The 17,432-nt window shown below is 66.5% G+C and carries 10 protein-coding genes; 4 read left to right on the plus strand and 6 right to left on the minus strand.

The features are described 5' to 3' along the window. The 5 genes from POS15_RS07290 to POS15_RS07310 form a co-directional block, all read right to left on the minus strand. Positions 1-1,143, minus strand: a complete 1,143-nt coding sequence (locus tag POS15_RS07290) for an aldo/keto reductase (protein ID WP_343311959.1) — start codon at positions 1,141-1,143, stop codon at positions 1-3. Between the two features lie 23 nt (positions 1,144-1,166). After that, positions 1,167-2,321 carry a carboxymuconolactone decarboxylase family protein gene (locus POS15_RS07295; protein WP_284129290.1) on the minus strand — a complete coding sequence of 385 codons (1,155 nt, stop codon included), beginning with the start codon at positions 2,319-2,321 and terminating at the stop codon, positions 1,167-1,169. Beyond that, positions 2,318-3,376, minus strand: a complete 1,059-nt coding sequence (locus POS15_RS07300) for an alpha/beta hydrolase (protein WP_284129291.1) — start codon at positions 3,374-3,376, stop codon at positions 2,318-2,320. Before POS15_RS07300 ends, POS15_RS07295 begins: the two co-directional genes overlap by 4 nt. Positions 3,377-3,593: 217 nt before the next feature. Next, on the minus strand, positions 3,594-4,688 hold the full coding sequence (locus tag POS15_RS07305; RefSeq protein ID WP_284129292.1) for an alpha/beta fold hydrolase: 1,095 nt from the start codon (positions 4,686-4,688) through the stop codon (positions 3,594-3,596). A 72-nt stretch (positions 4,689-4,760) separates the two neighbouring features. Then, complete coding sequence (locus tag POS15_RS07310) at positions 4,761-5,693, minus strand: LysR family transcriptional regulator (protein ID WP_284129293.1); 933 nt, start codon at positions 5,691-5,693, stop codon at positions 4,761-4,763. A 100-nt stretch (positions 5,694-5,793) separates the two neighbouring features. On the opposite strand from POS15_RS07310, the gene POS15_RS07315 reads away from it, so the two are divergent. Then, the gene (locus POS15_RS07315; RefSeq protein WP_046272421.1) at positions 5,794-6,123 is read left to right on the plus strand and encodes a nuclear transport factor 2 family protein; all 330 of its coding nucleotides are present in this window, start codon (positions 5,794-5,796) and stop codon (positions 6,121-6,123) included. Next, positions 6,120-6,902 carry an SDR family oxidoreductase gene (locus POS15_RS07320; protein ID WP_046272422.1) on the plus strand — a complete coding sequence of 261 codons (783 nt, stop codon included), beginning with the start codon at positions 6,120-6,122 and terminating at the stop codon, positions 6,900-6,902. Before POS15_RS07315 ends, POS15_RS07320 begins: the two co-directional genes overlap by 4 nt. Before the next feature lie 12 nt (positions 6,903-6,914). On the opposite strand, the gene POS15_RS07325 is transcribed toward POS15_RS07320, so the two are convergent. Next, a complete protein-coding gene (locus POS15_RS07325; RefSeq protein WP_046272423.1) occupies positions 6,915-8,183 on the minus strand; it encodes a hypothetical protein in 1,269 nt (422 codons plus the stop codon). A gap of 179 nt (positions 8,184-8,362) precedes the next feature. Here POS15_RS07325 and POS15_RS07330 point away from each other — a divergent pair, with 179 nt between their 5' ends. Beyond that, positions 8,363-17,074 carry a glycoside hydrolase family 94 protein gene (locus tag POS15_RS07330; protein WP_284129294.1) on the plus strand — a complete coding sequence of 2,904 codons (8,712 nt, stop codon included), beginning with the start codon at positions 8,363-8,365 and terminating at the stop codon, positions 17,072-17,074. Beyond that, the gene (locus POS15_RS07335; protein ID WP_046272424.1) at positions 17,071-17,331 is read left to right on the plus strand and encodes a hypothetical protein; all 261 of its coding nucleotides are present in this window, start codon (positions 17,071-17,073) and stop codon (positions 17,329-17,331) included. The genes POS15_RS07330 and POS15_RS07335 overlap by 4 nt, the downstream gene beginning before the upstream one ends. The last annotated feature ends 101 nt before the right edge of the window (positions 17,332-17,432 follow it).

The raw sequence follows: 17,432 nt of genomic DNA on the forward strand, positions 1-17,432 counted from the left end.
CTAACGCAGAGGCGCCTCGACGCCGCTGTATGCCTGCACTACTGGCGGAAGACGCTCGCCCTGCACTGCCACCGCGGCAACTGCCGCGTTGAGCTCCTGCAGCTCACCGTCGTTGAAGATAACCCCGCCTGCGCCCAGGTTGTCCAGCAGATGTGCCATCTGCGTGGTGCCGGGGATCGGCACGATCCAAGGTCGCTGCGCCATCAGCCAGGCCAGTGCGATCCGCGCAGGCGTCGCCTGTTTTCGCGCGGCCCAGTCGCTGAGCAGGTCCACCAATGCCAGGTTGTGTTCCAGGTTCGGCGGGGCGAAACGCGTTTCGATGCCGCGAATGTCGCCCTCGGCAAACCGTGTCCGGGCGTCGATCGCACTGGTCAGGAAGCCGACGCCCAGTGGGCTCCACGGCACGAATCCGATGCCCAGCTCGGCGCACGCAGCAAGCACCTCCTGTTCGGGGCCGCGCCAGAGCATCGAGTACTCGCTCTGCACAGCGGCCACCGGCAGCGCAGCGTGCGCGCGGCGAAGCGTCTTCAGGCCCATCTCGCACAGGCCCCAATGCAGCACCTTGCCCTCGGTCATCAGGTCCTGGATCGCACCGGCCACGTCTTCGATCGGCACCTGCGGGTCCACGCGGTGCTGGTACAGCAGATCGATGCGGTCGGTACGCAGCCGCTTGAGCATGCCCTCCACTGCCCGTTTAATATGCGCTGGCCTGCTGATCAGGCCCGGGCCACGCGCACCGGTTTCCAGGTCGATGTTCCAGCCGAACTTGGTGGCGATCACCACTTCGTTGCGGAACGAGGCAACCCCCTCCCCCAGGATCCGTTCCACTTCGTGCGGGCCATAGGCCTCGGCTGCGTCGTAGAACGTCATCCCGCGATCAAACGCAGCGCGGATGATGCGGTGCATCTCGGTGCGGGAGGGGATGGTGGTCTGGTAGGTGCGGCTCATGTTCTGCACGCCCAACCCGATGCTGGAAACCTGCAGCGTTCCGAGCATGCGGCGGGCGTCCATTCTCGGCGCTGCAGCTGCGGGGGTGGCGTTTGCCGTGGAAGTGGCCAGCGCGCCGGCCAGCGGCAGTGCAGCCAGCGTGGCGGCGCCCTTCAGGATCGAGCGGCGTTGGGCGTTGGTGGGCAGATCGTTCATTCCGGTCTCCATGTGGGGCGCTGTCAGGGCTTGGGTGCCGGGGTCTGTTCCAACGCCTGCACCGCGCGGGTGGATGCGGCCGCGTAACCGTTGTGGGCCAGCAGTCGGGCCACGTGCTGCAACTGTGCGCGGCTGAGGCCCACGCGCTGGCTGGCCGCCATGTGCGAGCGCAGCTGCGCCTCCACGCCGGGCATCACTGCCAGTGCACCCACCGTCGCCAGCTCACGGCTTTGCCAGTCCAGGTTGTCGCGCTCGAAGATCTCGCCGAACAGGTGCGTCTGCAGGTACTGGTTGATGATCGGGGCGAAGTCCATGACCGGCCCGGTCACCGGGACACCGGAGATCCGGGTCTGATTGGCGGTGCCCACCGCGCGGAGTGCATCGCCTACGGGAACCTTCCCGGTGGGCGGTTGCCCGGGCGCGGTGGCGATGCCTTGCACCTCACGTGCGCGCACGACGTTCATCAGCTCGCCCAAGGCGTTGAGGCTCTTCGGGAACCCCGCATAGGCATACAGCTGCACGAGCACTTCCTTTGTCTCGCTCAGCGTCAGGCCAGCATCCAGTCCCCGGCGCAAGGCGGCATTGAGCTGGGGCATGTCGCTGCTGGCCGCAGCGGCTGCAATCAGCGGGATCGCCTGCTGCCTCGGCGAAAGCGGCCCGGCAACGGGCGCCTCGATGCCTGCTGACGCTTGGCGGTACTGGTCATCACTCACCTGCTCCAGCCAGGCCACCGATTTTCCCTCTGCCACACCGGTTACCGCGAGATGGGTCATCGCGTTGTGCGGCGCGGCGCCGTGCCAATGCTTGACCCCGGCCGGACACACCACCACATCCCCGGCGTGTATCTGCTGCACCGGCTTGCCCCATTCCTGGGTCAGCCCAACGCCAGAGGTAACCACCAATCGCTGCCCGGCGGGATGGGTGTGCCAGGCCGAACGCGCGCCCGGCTCAAAGCTGACGTATGCGGATGAGACCTGCACGTCCTTGTCCGCTGGGAACAGCGGATCCACGCGCACTTTGCCAACGAAGGTCTCTGCTGGACCGGCAACGGACGATTGTGTTCCCGACCGGGTGATCTGCTGGATGGGCATTTCGCCGGCGCCGGAGAACGGTGCCGCCACGCTCAATGCAGCGCCCAGCAGCGCCGTCTGCGCGGGTGATTTACGAGGCGTGGTCATGGTGCAAGCGTCCGGGTGTAGAACGTGGTGAGCGAGGCGACGGCAGCATCCACGTACTTCGGCACCCAGTAGGTCTCGATGTGCGTGGCCCCCTCCAGCAGCACCAGCTGCTTGTCGATGGTACCGGTTGCTTTGGCGAAGGCATCCTGGGTCATGTACAGACTGTCCGCCTTGCTGCCGGCAATCATCAGCAGTGGTTGGTTGATCAGCTCGATCTGGTTGGTGGCGTCCCAGCGCATCAGGTCCAGCAGGCTGCTGGTCGTGTAGCGGAAGGTGGAATTGGGATGGGCATGCGTCTTCCAGTAATACTCATAGCCCTGCCGATACAGATCGAAGGGGAGCTTGGCGATCTGCTCGTCGCTGAGGTTGGCATCGCCGGAGTACAGCACTTCGCCGCCGGCGGCCTGCTGTGCGCGCGCCTGCGAAGCCTGCTGCAGGCGCTGTTGGATGGTGTCCAGCTGCGAGTCGGCATAACCGTTGCGGCGCACTCGGCCAGAGTTGAACATGCTGATCGTGGCTACGGCCTTGAAGCGCTTGTCGGTCTGCGCGGCCGCCAGCGAGTAGCCGCCGCCACCACAGATGCCGAGCAAGCCCAGGCGCGAGGTGTCCACCCAGGGGAATCGACTGATGAAGTCCGCCATGCCGTGGATGTCCTCGATGCGGTGGGAAGGCATGTCCACGCTGCGCGGCTGGCCGCCGCTTGCCCCCTGATAGGCCGCATCGGCGGCAATGGCGATGTAGCCCTGCTGGGCCAGGCGTTGCGCGTACAGGCCGGCCACCTGCTCTTTGACCCCGCCATTGGGGTGGGCAACCACGATGGTCGGGTACTTCCGCGAGGCATCAAAATTGGCGGGCGTGTAGAAGTTTGCCGCGATCTCGATTCCATTCAGCGGATAGGACACCGAGTGAATGTTGACCTCAATGGGCACATTGCGCGTGATCGCACCTTCGTAGGCCAGTTGGAAGGGGTTGAGTGTGTAGTCGGCAGCGGAGGCATTGCCTGCTGCCAAGCCGAGAGACATCGCCAACAGCGTGGCGTGCACGATGTGCTTCATTCAAGTGCTCCGGGTTTGTACGTTACCCCTGACGGCGCGTGTTGCGGGCCGACGGTGGCGGGGTTCAGGAGTAAACCTAACGCCCGTGCACCCATGGAAACAGAGCATCAGCCGGATATCACTCATGCGTGCATGATATGAATGACGAATTGGCGAGCGGCGCAGCATCCAGGACGCCACACTCCATGGCGCGATCCATGCACGGGCGCGGTCCGGCTCAACGATCCAGATGCTTCTTCTGCAGGAACTCACTCACCAGATCGGCGATCTGGACGTTGTTGAGGTCTGAGAAGAGGAAGTGGCTGTTGCCACGGATTCCCATCTCCGGCAGATGGATCAGGGTGACATCACCGCCCTGCCGATTGACGGCATCACGCCAGGCGCGGGCCATTTCCAACCGGGCCCGCCAACTGTCCTGCGCCGGCAGGTCAACCGGCTTGTCAGGAATGTTGTCGCCATACAGCACCAGAATCGGGATCCGGGTCAGCGCCTTGAATTCCGCGGGCGAAACCAGCGCGGGAGCGACGGTATCGAACGCGCTGGGAATCGGTGCCGGCGCATCGTCCTTTGCGAACACGAAGCTGCTGCCAGGCTCGAACGCGACGATCGCGCGGACGTTGGGGCTTTTTATGGCCGTCATCCAGCCAGGACCGCCCGCCTGCGAATGGGTAAACAGGATCGCAGGCCCTGTCTTCTGCAGCACGGCGGCTACCCCGTCCGACACTACGCCGAGGTCGAAGGGGCCGGTGTTGGGCGTGACCGAACGGAAGAACTGGTCAAGCGCGGCCTCCCCTTTCGGGAACTGGCTGCCACCGAAGTAGTTTGGCCAGAGGCCGATCCGGAACTGGTTGAACCACATCTGATCGTCTGCCACGGGCTTCAGCGTCGCCTCGACCATGCTTCGGCCGGCCTTGCCGCGTCGGGGTTGATCGATCAGATAGGTAGCGAAACGACGACGCAGGAACAGGTTCTGGAAGCCCTCACGCCCATCGGCCGTCGTCTCCCAGCTCTTCGAAGACTGGCCCGCACCGTGCCACATCACGATGGGCAACGTGCGCGCGTCCACCGGCTTCTGGTAGAAGGCGTAGACGTGATCGCCGTGATAGCTCTGGCCATCCGGATTGGAGGGCTTCAACGGATCGAACGTGCCAGACTCCTTCTTGGTCGTGCCCCCAGCGAGGAAGCTGCCTTGCGAATCGATCTGCAGTGGCTCGTTGGCCATGGCGGTCGTGGCGCAGAGGGAAACCGCAACCCAGAGCAGTGTGGAGGGGAGGCTGGGCACCAGAGTGCGAAGGCGCGTGCGAGTCTGCATGGGTCACTCCGTGACAGATTGTCAGGGGAATCTATCTTCGGGACCATGCGAGAAGAAGAGCGGGAGTGCATATCACTCATGCGCGGAGGGTATAGATGCCTCACTGCCCAGATCACGATCCAGCATGCAGTCGATGAAGGCCCGCAACCCCGGCAGCATGTGCCGTCGGCTCGAGTAGTACAGATAAAGACCGGGCACCGTCGGCGACCAGTCCGCCAGCACGCGCCGCAGTCGGCCATCGCGCAGTGCCTCGGCGATGTCATCGTCGTTGTAGGCATACAGGATGCCGAGCCCTTGCAACGCCGCCGGCACGATGATGTCCTGGTGGTTGGAAATCACGCTGCCTTCGCCAAAAAACTCAACCGTTTTGCCCTTTTTACTGAATTCCCAGCCCGCGATCCTGCCGCTGCCGGGGAAGCGCCAATTGATGCAGGCATGACGACTTAGATCCGCAGGCGTTCTCGGTTCACCGTAGCGGGCAAGGTACTCCGGCGATGCGACGGCCAGCAGTTCGACATCCGGCGTCATCCGGACCGCCACCATATCCTTCTGCAGGCGATTGCCCACGCGGATGCCGGCATCGAAGCCCTCCCCGGCAATGTCGCTCAAGGTGTCATCGATCACGATATCCAGCACCACATCGGGATGGGCACGTGCAAAACGCCCCAGGCGTGGCGCGATCAGTCGCTTGGCGGCCATGCTGAGCGTGTTGATGCGCAGCGTGCCCGAGGCGTGCGTGCGTGTGTCGACCGCCTCCGCCACGGCCGCGTTCATTTCACGCAGCATCGGCGCCATGCGTTCGTGCAGCCGCCGCCCCGGCTCGGTCGGAGAAACACTGCGTGTCGTCCGGTTCAACAAGCGCACGCCCAGCCGCGACTCCAGCTGGCGAATGGTCTGGCTGAGGGCTGACCGCGACAACCCCAGGTGATCCGCGGCTTTGGCGAAGCTGGACCTGTCCACGACGGCGACGAACGCCTTCAGTTCTGCGAATTCAGCGCCGCGCATTGTGCACTCGTTTCTACATAGCCTGCTCAGATAGTAGGTGATTCTATTACCAGAAGGAACACGTCAATCTGGCGCCGCCCACCACAACGGAGACACCAGAATGCAAACGCTCGACCTTCCCGAACCGATCGCCGCCTATTTCACTGCGGACCAGCACGATGGCCGCGCGGTTGCCCGCTGCTTCACGCCAGACGGACGCGTGCTGGATGAAAAGAAGATCCATACAGGCACAGCCCAGATCGAGGCATGGAAAGACGCTTCGTCTGCCAAGTACACCTATGTCGTGCAGCCTCGCAAGGTGGAGACACTGGATCGCACCTGCATCGTGACCAGCGAAGTGGCCGGCAATTTCCCCGGCAGCCCTGTCCAGCTGCGTTATGCCTTCACCCTGGAACGCGACAAGATCGCCTCGCTGGAGATCGCGCCATGACGTTCGATCTTCAATTGGCAGGCAAGCGCGTCCTGGTGACGGGTGGTGCCCGCGGTCTGGGGGCTGCGGTCGTGGATCTGATGTCCAGGCTGGGTGCGCGTGTCGCGGCGTCGGCGCTGTCGGTGCCGAAGCGCCCTGTCGATGGCGTGCGCTATGTGGCGGCGGATCTCGCCACCGCCGAAGGCGTACGCCAGGCATCGGAGGTCACCATGCATCATCTCGGCGGCCTGGACATCCTGATCAACGTGGTGGGCGGCTCCTCGGCGCCGGCCGGGGGATTCGCACGGCTGGACGATGCGGAATGGGCGAAGGCGCTGGATCTGAACCTGATGACGGCGGTACGGATGGATCGCACCTGGTTGCCTGGGATGATCGCGCAGGGCTCGGGGGTGATCCTGCACGTGACGTCGATCCAGCGAGTACTCCCGCTGCATGACGCCACGATTGCCTATGCCGCTGCGAAGGCAGCGTTGTCCACCTACAGCAAAGCGCTCTCCAAGGAAGTCACGCCCAAGGGGGTGCGTGTGGTCCGCGTGTCGCCGGGCTGGATCGAAACAGAGGCTGCGATCGCATTCGTCGAGCGGATTGCGTCCAATGCGGGCACAGACTATGCGGGTGCCAAGCAGCAGGTCATGCAGGCGCTGGGAGGCATTCCGCTTAGGCGCCCTGCCCAGCCGGCCGAGGTCGCCGATCTGATTGCATTCCTGGTCTCCCCGCGGGCGGCCTCCATCTCCGGTGTGGAGTACACCATCGATGGCGGTACTGTGCCGACGGTCTAGAGCGGACACCTTTCAGGGGGCGTCAGCGCCCCCGAGTTTGGTGGACGGAGACAGCTTCGGCGCCACAACGGCAAGGTCGTAGCCGCGGATGAGCTCGCGCCACTCGGGCGTCAGGTCGTCCATATCCTTGCTGCGCAAACGGCGCAGATCCACCAGCATCCAGTCGTCCGGTGCCATGCCGGAGGGGCGGGCCAACATCACATCCTTGCGCCAGTCACTGTCCTTGCCGGTGGTCGCATCGAAGTCGTACACCTTCATCGGGCGACCGACCCCGTTGTATCCGGCGCCCACGCCTTTCGCACCACCTACCATCAGGTGCAGGGCACTCACGCCCTGTCCGTCGGCATGTTCGGCAACGAAGTTGCCCACGTCGCGCTGGCCAAGTGGGTTGTAGCCCTTGTAGAGATGATAGGCGCCGAACTTCATCAGCACGCGCGCCTGCGGCACCTCGGTGAAATGGGCGGCGAGCGTCCGCTTCATCAGCCGCGCCCTGCGCCCGTTCGGATCGCCACGACCAGACTGCGAGGCCTGGTAGATGGCACGTGTTTCGCGCAAGGCGGCGAACAGGGCCTTTGCCCGGTCGCCGCCATCTTGGTCGATGGCTTTCCCCGCCGGCTCCAGCGTCGCATCGGTGACCTTCAACAGGAACAGGTCCATGGGCGACCCTGAGGCGAGCGCGACCTGCACCGCCGTCCGCTCCTGTTTGGCCAAGGCATCGATCTGGGCACGGGCGAGCGGCCCTGGCCCGGATGCCAGCATCTGGTCGAACAGATAGCCGCTTACGCCCAGGAACTCCTGATCCAGTCCCCACAACGTGAACTCGGGCCCGGCGACCGCAGCGCAGTCGGCCACCGTCTGCCCTTCGGCGCGGCTGTTGAGGAACGCCATGACGTCGGGATAGGCGGTCATGAAATCGGAAATCTGCTGTTCCCGGTCCGGCGCTCTCATCCGTGCATTGACTGCGCTGGCGGCCTCCGGTCCTGTCTCAACGGCCATCGCGGCCAGGCCGCCCGGCGCCATCAACCGACAGACGTTGGTGGTGAAGGCGGGGATCTCGCGCGAAAAGTGGCTCTCGCCGATGAGAACGTACCGGCTGGCGTCTACCGCGTCGGACAGAATGGCGGCGCCCGGACCCGAGAAGCCCTCCGGCCGCACGGTCAGCGGCGACCCTGCCTGCGCCAGCCGATCGGCGAAGGTGAGAGGTGCAACGGCCTGCGCATAAGCGGACGCGGCGCACAGGCATGCGAACGACAGTCCCACCCCGATCGACTTCAAACGCATAGTGCTTATCCCCTTGGATGAATCGGCTTGACGAATTTCGGCGCCCACTTCAGTTGCAGGCCGCATCATCAGGCTCCCAGCGGCGGCAAGCAAGGCGCCGACCGCACCCAACCTTCACAGCTACCACGGCACCCCCAATGCAACTATGAGGGCCGCGACCTGCCCCCCATCGGTAACCTATGCCCCACCTTCGTCGTCTTTTTGGCCGTTGGCTGCGTCTGCGTCGTCTTGTCCGTTGGCGCTGGCGTGAGCGCCAGGCCTCGGCGCCGGCCATCGAGGCCACCGAGGGGCCCCTGCGCGCCGCGCTGTACAGCGTTGAACAGATGGAGGTGTACGGCCGCGCCCTCGCGCGCCAGCACCGGGTGCGGATGCGGCCCGGCGCAGAGCGCCTGCTCGATCGCCTGCAGGCCAACGAGCGTGTCCTGGAAGACGCCAACACGCTGCTCAGCAGCGTGGTGCGTGAACAGCGGCCGGTCACCCCCGCCGGGGAATGGCTGCTCGACAACTACTACCTGATCGAAGAACAGATCCAGACCGCGCGACGCCATCTGCCGCGCGGCTACAGCCGTCAGTTGCCTTCACTTGTCGCCGGCCCCTCGGCCGGCCTGCCGCGTGTGTATGAACTGTCGATGCAGGCCATCGCACACGGTGACGGTCGCATTGATGCCGATACCCTGGGCCGTTTCATCGCCTCCTACCAGTCGCTTGCTCCCCTGAGCCTGGGCGAACTGTGGGCCGTCCCCATCATGCTGCGCCTGGCACTGCTCGAGAATCTGCGGCGCATGGCCGCCCGGGTGATGCGCGATGGCACGGACCGCAGCCTGGCGGCGCAATGGGCTGAGAACCTCAATCGCGCGGCGTCCGACACCCCGACCGAGGTGGTCCTGGTGGTGGCCGACATGGCCCGGTCCGAGCCGCCGTTGACCGGTGCGTTCATCGCCGAGCTTACCCGCTCGCTGCAGGGACGCGGCGGCGCGTGGGCGATGCCGGTCGCCTGGCTGGAACAGTGGGCCGCCGCGGCTGGACAGCGCATCGATGAACTGGTCGCCGCCGAGGGGCAGCAGCAGGCGGCCGACCAGGTCTCCATCGGCAACAGCATCGGCAGCCTGCGCTTCCTCTCTACCATGGACTGGCGCACGTTCGTCGAAGAGATGAGCGTGGTCGAGCAGCGGCTGCGGGAAGACCCCATGGGGGTCTATGCGCAGATGGATTTCGGCACACGCGACGCTTACCGCCATGTGGTGGAGAAGATCGCCCGCGGCAGCCGCGTCGCGGAAGAGCGCGTTGCCACGATTGCGCTGGACCTGGCACGGGCGGCTGCGCCGGTTGAGGGGCCGCGCACGCACGTAGGCTACTGGCTGGTCGGCGAAGGCCTGCCCGCCACCGTTGACGCCGTGGCCCAGGCAGCGCCGCGGCACCGCAAGGCACGGCAACTGGCGCATCGCGTACCGCTTGCGCTGTACCTGCTGCCGATCATCCTGCTGGCGGTGCTGGCCACGGGTGGCCTGCTGGCCACCGGCGTTGGCTCGGCGCCCGTCTGGCTGGCCGCGCTGCTCGGGCTGCTGGTGTTCAGTGAGCTGGGCATCGTCCTGGTGAACTGGACCGCGACAGTGCTGGTCACGCCCAGGCCACTGCCCAAGCTCGATTTCAGCGAAGGCATCCCGGCCGCCTGCGCCACGGTCGTCGCGGTTCCGTCCATGCTCTCCAGCATCGATGGAATCGACGTGCTGGTCGAAGCGCTGGAGGTCCGCTTCCAGGCCAACCGCGATCCCCAGCTGCGCTTTGTGCTGCTGACGGACTTCCTCGACGCCGCAGAAGCCGAGATGCCGACGGACCACACTCTGGTTGCACACGCGGTGGAGCGGATCGAGGAGTTGAACGCCCGCTACGCGTCCGAACGCGGCGATCGCTTCTACCTGCTGCATCGCCCCCGGCAATGGAATCCGGGCGAAGGGGTGTGGATGGGTCACGAGCGCAAACGCGGCAAGCTGGCAGCGCTCAATGCCCTGCTCCGCCACGGCGATGCGGCCGCGTTCATGCGCATCGTCGGTGACGCGGCTGCCCTGATCGGCGTCCGCTACGTCATCACCCTGGATTCGGATACGCAACTTCCGCGCGATGCGGCACGGGCGTTTGTCGCCACCCTGGCGCACCCGCTCAACCGCCCGCGCTTCGATCCGACACTGCAACGCGTCGTGGAGGGTTACGGCATCCTGCAGCCCAGCGTCGGCACCAGCCTGGGCACGCGCCGCACCTCGCGCTTTGCCAGGATGTTCGGCAGCGAGCCGGGCATCGATCCGTACACGCGCATGGTGTCGGACGTCTATCAGGACCTGTTCGACGAAGGCTCGTTCGTGGGCAAGGGCATCTATGACGTTGAAGCCTTCGAGCATGCGCTCGAGGGACGCCTGCCCGAGAACCGCATCCTCAGCCATGACCTGCTGGAAGGGTGCTATGCACGCGCTGGCCTGGTCAGCGATGTGCGCCTGTACGAGGATTACCCCGAACGTTACGTCGCCGACGCCAAGCGCCGTGCGCGCTGGATCCGCGGCGACTGGCAGCTGCTGCCGTGGTTGCTGCCGTGGACACCCCGCCCGGGCTCCGCATGGGAACGCAACCGGCTGAGCCTGCTGTCGCGTGGCAAGTTGCTGGACAATCTGCGCCGGAGCCTGGTGCCGGCCGCCGCCCTGGCCTTGCTGGTCGCAGGCTGGCTGTATGCCGAAAACCCGGCGGCATGGACGGCGTGGGTGCTCGCGCTGTGGTTCGCGCCGCCGCTGATCGGCATGCTGCGCGATGCCCTGAGCGTTCCGGATGACACATCGCTCGAGGCGCACTACATCATGGTCGGCCGTGGCACGCTGCAGTCGTTGCTGCGCGCGTCCACCCAGATCGCGTGCCTGCCTTACGAAGCACTGCTGGCCGGTGGCGCGATCCTGCGCACGCTCTGGCGCATGGCCGTCACCCGGCGCCACCTGCTGCAATGGAATCCCTCCAGCGAAGTCGAGCGCCGCCTCGGCGGCGACCGCGGCGCGGAATGGCGGGTGATGGCGCCGGGGTCGCTGCTGGCGCTCTTGCTGGTGGGGCTCGTGGCCAGCGTGCATCCGCAGGCACTGCCTGTCGCCCTGCCCTTGCTGCTGGCGTGGACCTTCGCGCCCGCATTGATGGCATGGCTGGGCCGACCGCCGGCCGCGAGCGTGGCCGAGCTTTCCGTGACGCAGCGGGCCTTCCTGGGCCGGCTGGCCCGGCGTACCTGGTCCTTCTTCCAGGCCTGGGTACGCGAGCAGGATCATTGGCTGCCGCCGGACAACATCCAGGAGCATCCCTCGCTGGTGGTGGCGCGGCGCACCTCGCCGACCAACATCGGCCTGTCCCTGTTGGCCAACCTGTCGGCGTGGGATTTCGGCTGGTTGCAGCAGGATGCGGTCGCCGAACGTACCGCTCTCACGTTCGATACGCTGGACAAGCTGCCGCGCCACCGCGGCCACTTCCTGAACTGGTATGACACCGAGACCCTGGCGCCGCTGCCGCCGCGCTATGTCTCCACCGTGGACAGCGGCAACCTTGCCGGCCACCTGCTGACGCTGCGCCAGGGCCTGCTCGCCCTGGTGGACGCGCCGGTGCTGGCGCCGCACACGTTCGATGGCCTGGCCGATACGCTGGGCGTGCTGGAAGAGGAACGCCAGCGCCATCGCCCCGACGACGCGCACGTGGGCCAGGCACTCAACCACCTTCGCCAGCGCCTGGCATCAACGCGTACCGACCGCCCACGTGGCACGGCCCCGCTGCTCGCCCGGTTGCAGGAGCTGGCCGGCCTGGCCGATGCCGTACTGGCACAGTGGCCGGCACCAGCATCGCCCGAACAGGGTGAGCTGCACTGGCCGGCCCTGTTCGCCGCCGAATGCCATGCTGCCCGGGCATCGCTCGCCGGCATCCCCTCCGACGCCAACGCAGCCGACGAGACGCCGGTACCCAGCCTGCGCCAGCTCGCCGAGCTGCCCGGCACGGTCGGCGCGGAGGCGCGCGCGCGCATCGAGCAGCTGCAGGCCCTCGCGCACCGCGCCGGGCAGTTCTCGCTGATGGAGTACGGGTTCCTGTTCTACCGTACCCGCAACCTGCTCTCGATCGGGTACAACGTCGACGACCACCGCCTCGACAACAGCTTCTACGACCTGCTGGCCTCCGAAGCGCGTCTGTGCGCCTTCGTCGCCATCGCCCAGGGCCAGCTGGCGCAGGAGAGCTGGTTCGCGCTCGGCCGCATGCTCACCGAGGTCAACGGCACCCCGACGCTGCTGTCATGGAGTGGCTCGATGTTCGAGTACCTCATGCCGCAGCTGGTGATGCCCAGCTATCCGGACACGCTGCTCGACCAGACCGCGCGGCATGCGGTGGAAGCGCAGATCGTCTACGGCCGTACGTTGAACCTGCCGTGGGGCGTGTCCGAATCCGGCTACAACGCCGTCGATGCACGCCTGAACTACCAGTACCGGGCGTTCGGCGTGCCCGGGCTGGGTCTCAAGCGCGGCCTGGGTCAGGATCGGGTCATCGCGCCCTATGCCAGCATGATGGCGCTGATGGTGGCGCCGGAGGCGGCGTGCCAGAACCTCCAGGCCATGGAGGAACTGGGCTTCTCCGGGCGCTTTGGCATGTACGAAGCAGTCGACTACACCCCCGCCCGCGTGCCACCGGGGCAGGATCACGTCCTGCTGCGTTCCTTCATGGCCCACCACCAGGGCATGGGCCTGCTGTCGCTGGATTACCTGTTGCGCGACCAGCCGATGCAGCGCCGCTTCGTGGCCGATGTCGAGTTCCAGGCCACCTTGTTGCTGCTGCAGGAGCGCATACCGCGCATCGGCGTGTTCCATCCCCATGAGGTGGAAGCCCTGGGCGAGCACTCGGCCATGGCCGAGCGCGAGACGGCCCTGCGCGTCCTGCGCGACCCGGGTGGCCCGCGCCCGGAGGTGCAGCTGCTCTCCAACGGGCGCTACCACGGCATGCTGACCCATGCCGGCGGCGGCTACAGCCGCCATGGCGACCTCTCGCTCACCCGTTGGCGCGAAGACGGCACCACCGATGCCTGGGGGTCGTTCTGCTACCTGCGCGACGTGGACAGCGGCGAGTTCTGGTCTGCCGCCTATCAGCCCACCTGCGTGCCGGTGGACAATTACGAGGCGATCTTCTCTGACGCCAAGGCTGAATTCCGCGGTGCGCGCCGCGGTTGCGAGAGCCACCTGCAGGTGGCCATCTCCGCCGAGGACGACATCGAGCTCAGGCGCCTGCGCCTGACCAACCGCAGCCGTCGCCAGCGCACGGTTGAGATCACCACCTACGCCGAAGTGGTGCTGGCACCTGCAGCCTCCGACGACGCACACCCGGCCTTCAGCAATCTCTTCGTCCAGAGCGAGATCCTGGCTGCCAAGCAGGCCCTGCTATGCACGCGCCGCCCACGTTCGCACGACGAAGTGCCGCCGTGGATGTTCCATCTGGTTGCGGTGCATGACGCAGAGGTAGTGTCGATCTCCTACGAAACCGACCGTGCGCGCTTCCTGGGTCGTGGCAACACGCCGCGGACGCCGCAGGCCTTGACCATCGATACCGACCTCTCCGGTACGGACGGCTCGGTGCTCGACCCGATCGTGGCCATCCGCGTCCGCGTCGTGCTTGAGCCCGAACAGACCGTCCAGCTGGACATGGTGTATGGCATCGGCGCCGACCGCGCCGGTTGCGAGGCACTCGTAGACAAATACCGTGATCGCCGGCTGGCCGACCGCGTCTTCGATCTGGCCTGGACGCACAGCCAGGTGGTGCGCCGGCAGATCAATGCGAGCCAGGCCGAGGCGTCGCTGTACGAGCGCCTGGCCAGCCACGTGTTGTATTCCAATGCGCTGCTGCGCGCAGGTGCCGGCGTCCTGCAGCAGAACCAGCGAGGCCAATCCGGGCTGTGGGGGCATGCCATCTCGGGCGATCTGCCGATCGTGCTGCTCAAGGTCACCGACGCGGAGAACGTGGAACTGGTCAGGCAACTGGTGCAGGCCCATGCCTATTGGCGCCAGAAGGGGCTCAACACCGACCTGGTGATCTGGAACGACAGCAAGGCCGGCTATCGCCAGGAACTGCAGGACCAGATTCTGGGCATGGTCGCCGCCAGCTCGGAGACCGGCCTGCTCGATCGCCCTGGCGGCATCTTCGTACGGCCCGTGCAGAACATGAGTCACGAAGACCGCGTTCTGTTGCAGGCGGTGGCACGGGTGGTGATCAGCGACGAGGACGGTACGCTGGTCGCCCAGGTGGGACGCCAGCCCCTGCCCGTCCGCCGGATCCCGGCCCTGGTGCCACAGGTGGAGCAGCAGGAGCTGACACTGTCGATGGACGCAACGCCCGGGCTGCCGGTGGTTGCCGACCTCGGACCCGAACCCGGCATGCCGCCGGGCGCCGGGCACGACGAAGAGCTGGACGACCCGTGGCCCTTCCTTCCGTACCGCGGCACCGGCCGATTCGACAACGGAACCGGTAGCTTCAGCGAGGACGGCCGCGAATACGTCGTGGTGGTGCGCGAAGGTGCCCCGACGCCCGCGCCCTGGGCCAACGTGATCGCCAACGCCCGCCTGGGCACCGTCGTCAGCGAGAGCGCACCGGGCTACACGTGGTTCGAGAACGCACACGAATTCCGTCTGACGCCCTGGCTCAACGATCCGGTGTCCGACACCGGCGGTGAAGCCTTCTACGTGCGCGACGAGGTCACCGGCCGCGTCTGGTCGCCGATGCCGCTCCCGTGCCGGGGCACCGGCGCGTACCGTACGCGCCATGGATTCGGCTACACGGTCTATGAGCATATCGAGGACGGCATCGTCAGCGAGTTGTGGGTATTCGTCGACGTGACCGCCCCACTGAAGTTCTCGGTCCTGCGGTTGCACAACCTGTCGGGCAGGACACGGCGGCTGTCGGCCATCGGCTACGTTGAGTGGGTCATGGGTGACCTGCGTCCGAAATCACGCATGCATGTGCTCACCGAACGCGACCCGCAAAGCGGCGCGCTGCTGGCGCGCAACACCTACAACACCGACTTCGGCGGCCGCATGGCCTTCTTCGACACCGATGCCGAGGGCTGTGGCTGGACCTGTGATCGCCTGGAGTTCATCGGGCGCAACGGCGGCCTGCACGCGCCGGCCGCGCTGCGGCGCGAACGTCTGGATGGACGGATCGGCGCGGGCCTGGATCCCTGCGCGGCGATCCAGGTGCCACTGGAACTGGCACCGGGTGACCGCAGTGAAACGACTTTCCGCCTCGGCGCGGGGCGCGACCGCGAGGAAACGCTCGCGCTGGCACGAAGCCGCCAGGGCAATCATGAGGCCATCGATGCGCTGGACGCGGTGCGCATCCACTGGCGCAATGTGCTGGCCACGGTGCAGGTACGTACGCCGGACCCGGCGCTGGACGCACTGGCCAATGGCTGGCTCGTGTATCAGACCCTGGGCTGCCGCTACCTGGCGCGCAGTGGGTACTACCAGTCGGGCGGCGCGTTCGGCTTCCGCGACCAGCTGCAGGACGCGCTGGCCCTGATCCACACGCGCCCGGACCTGACCCGCGAGCACCTGCTGCTTTGCGCGGCACACCAGTTCGCCGAAGGCGATGTGATGCACTGGTGGCACCCCCCGCAAGGTCGCGGCGTGCGTACCCGCTGCTCCGACGATTACCTCTGGCTGCCCCAGGGCGCATGCCGCTACCTGGAGGTCACCGGCGACGCCAGCGTGCTGGACGAAGTGGTCGGTTTCATCGAAGGGCGCGCGGTGACCCCGGAAGAGGAAGGGTATTACGACATGCCGACCCCATCGGTGCAGCGCGGCACGCTGTATGCGCACTGCATCGTCGCGCTCGAGCGCGGTTGCCGCTTGCTGGGCGAGCGCGGCCTTCCGCTGATGGGAACCGGCGACTGGAACGACGGCATGAACCGCGTCGGCGACCAGCAGCGCGGTGAAAGTGTGTGGCTGGGATTCTTCCTGCATGACACGCTGCGCCGCTTCATCGTGCTGGCGAACGCGCGCGGCGATGACGCCCGTGCGCAGTGGTGCCAGGAGCAGGCCGACCGCCTGCGCCAGAACCTGGAACACCACGCCTGGGATGGGGCATGGTATCGCCGCGCCTGGTTCGATAACGGCGCCACCTTGGGCTCGTCACAGAACGACGAGTGCCGCATCGATTCCATCTCGCAGAGCTGGTCGGTGCTGTCAGGCGTCGCCGCGCCGGAGCGCGCCTCGCAGGCGCTGGATTCGCTGTACACGCACTTGGTGCGCAAGGACGCCAAGCTGATCCAGCTCCTCGATCCGCCCTTCGACCAGACCCCGGAAGACCCCGGTTACATCCGGGGTTACGTACCGGGGGTGCGCGAGAATGGCGGCCAGTACACCCACGCAGCCGTGTGGGCGGCGATGGCATTCGCGCAGCAGGGAGATGCGGTGCGTGCCTGGGAGCTGGCCGGCATGATCAATCCCCTCAACCACACGCTGGACCCGGCGGCGGTCCAGACCTACCGCGTCGAACCTTACGTATTGGCCGCCGATGTATACGCCGTGTCGCCGCACGTCGGCCGCGGCGGCTGGACGTGGTACACCGGGTCGGCCGGTTGGATGTACCGCCTGCTGGTGGAATCCCTGCTTGGCATCCGTCGCGAAGGCGATCGTCTGTCGCTGGCGCCGTGCCTGCCCGATCATTGGCCGTCATTCGAACTGAGCTACCGCTTCGGCCGCAGCCTGTATGAGTTCGAGGTGACCCGCACGGCGCAGGGTGAGCCCACCCTGCATGTGGATGGCGTCCTGCAGCCGGACCTCACCGTCCTGCTCCGCGACGACGGCCATTACTACCGCGTCGTGCTCGACCTGGGCGCGCCCCCGGGATGAACGTGCGCGCCGAAATTCAGGTGCAGCTTGATGCGCTGGCCGACCAACTGGACCACTGGGTGGCGCGCGTGCGCCACCCGGCGCAGTTCTGGCCGCAGTTTGAGCAGCTGACTGGCGAGATTCTTGACCAATGCTCGAACACGGAGAGGGACCACGCGCGTGCATGTATACAGGCCATGCTCGAACGCCACGCGCTGGATCTCCCGTCCTGGCACCAACGGGACGATACCCTGCCGCCGGGGACGCCGGGAGCGTGATGGCGCGAACGGTCACGGCGCCCCGTCGGATGGCGTCGTCGCATTGCCGTCCTTCCAGCGCCACCGGCCGGGCAATGGCGCCTCGCCACACTGCCCAGCCA

It is taken from the genome of Stenotrophomonas sp. BIO128-Bstrain (assembly GCF_030128875.1).
GTDB lineage: Bacteria > Pseudomonadota > Gammaproteobacteria > Xanthomonadales > Xanthomonadaceae > Stenotrophomonas > Stenotrophomonas bentonitica_A.

What these genes read in the sequence shown, in the direction of transcription:
- POS15_RS07290 (WP_343311959.1), bottom strand. Translation starts at nt 1,143, where the DNA reads ATGAACGATCTGCCCACCAACGCCCAACGCCGCTCGATCCTGAAGGGC.
- POS15_RS07295 (WP_284129290.1), bottom strand. Translation starts at nt 2,321, where the DNA reads ATGACCACGCCTCGTAAATCACCCGCGCAGACGGCGCTGCTGGGCGCT.
- POS15_RS07300 (WP_284129291.1), bottom strand. Translation starts at nt 3,376, where the DNA reads ATGAAGCACATCGTGCACGCCACGCTGTTGGCGATGTCTCTCGGCTTG.
- POS15_RS07305 (WP_284129292.1), bottom strand. Translation starts at nt 4,688, where the DNA reads ATGCAGACTCGCACGCGCCTTCGCACTCTGGTGCCCAGCCTCCCCTCC.
- POS15_RS07310 (WP_284129293.1), bottom strand. Translation starts at nt 5,693, where the DNA reads ATGCGCGGCGCTGAATTCGCAGAACTGAAGGCGTTCGTCGCCGTCGTG.
- POS15_RS07315 (WP_046272421.1), top strand. Translation starts at nt 5,794, where the DNA reads ATGCAAACGCTCGACCTTCCCGAACCGATCGCCGCCTATTTCACTGCG.
- POS15_RS07320 (WP_046272422.1), top strand. Translation starts at nt 6,120, where the DNA reads ATGACGTTCGATCTTCAATTGGCAGGCAAGCGCGTCCTGGTGACGGGT.
- POS15_RS07325 (WP_046272423.1), bottom strand. Translation starts at nt 8,183, where the DNA reads ATGCGTTTGAAGTCGATCGGGGTGGGACTGTCGTTCGCATGCCTGTGC.
- POS15_RS07330 (WP_284129294.1), top strand. Translation starts at nt 8,363, where the DNA reads ATGCCCCACCTTCGTCGTCTTTTTGGCCGTTGGCTGCGTCTGCGTCGT.
- POS15_RS07335 (WP_046272424.1), top strand. Translation starts at nt 17,071, where the DNA reads ATGAACGTGCGCGCCGAAATTCAGGTGCAGCTTGATGCGCTGGCCGAC.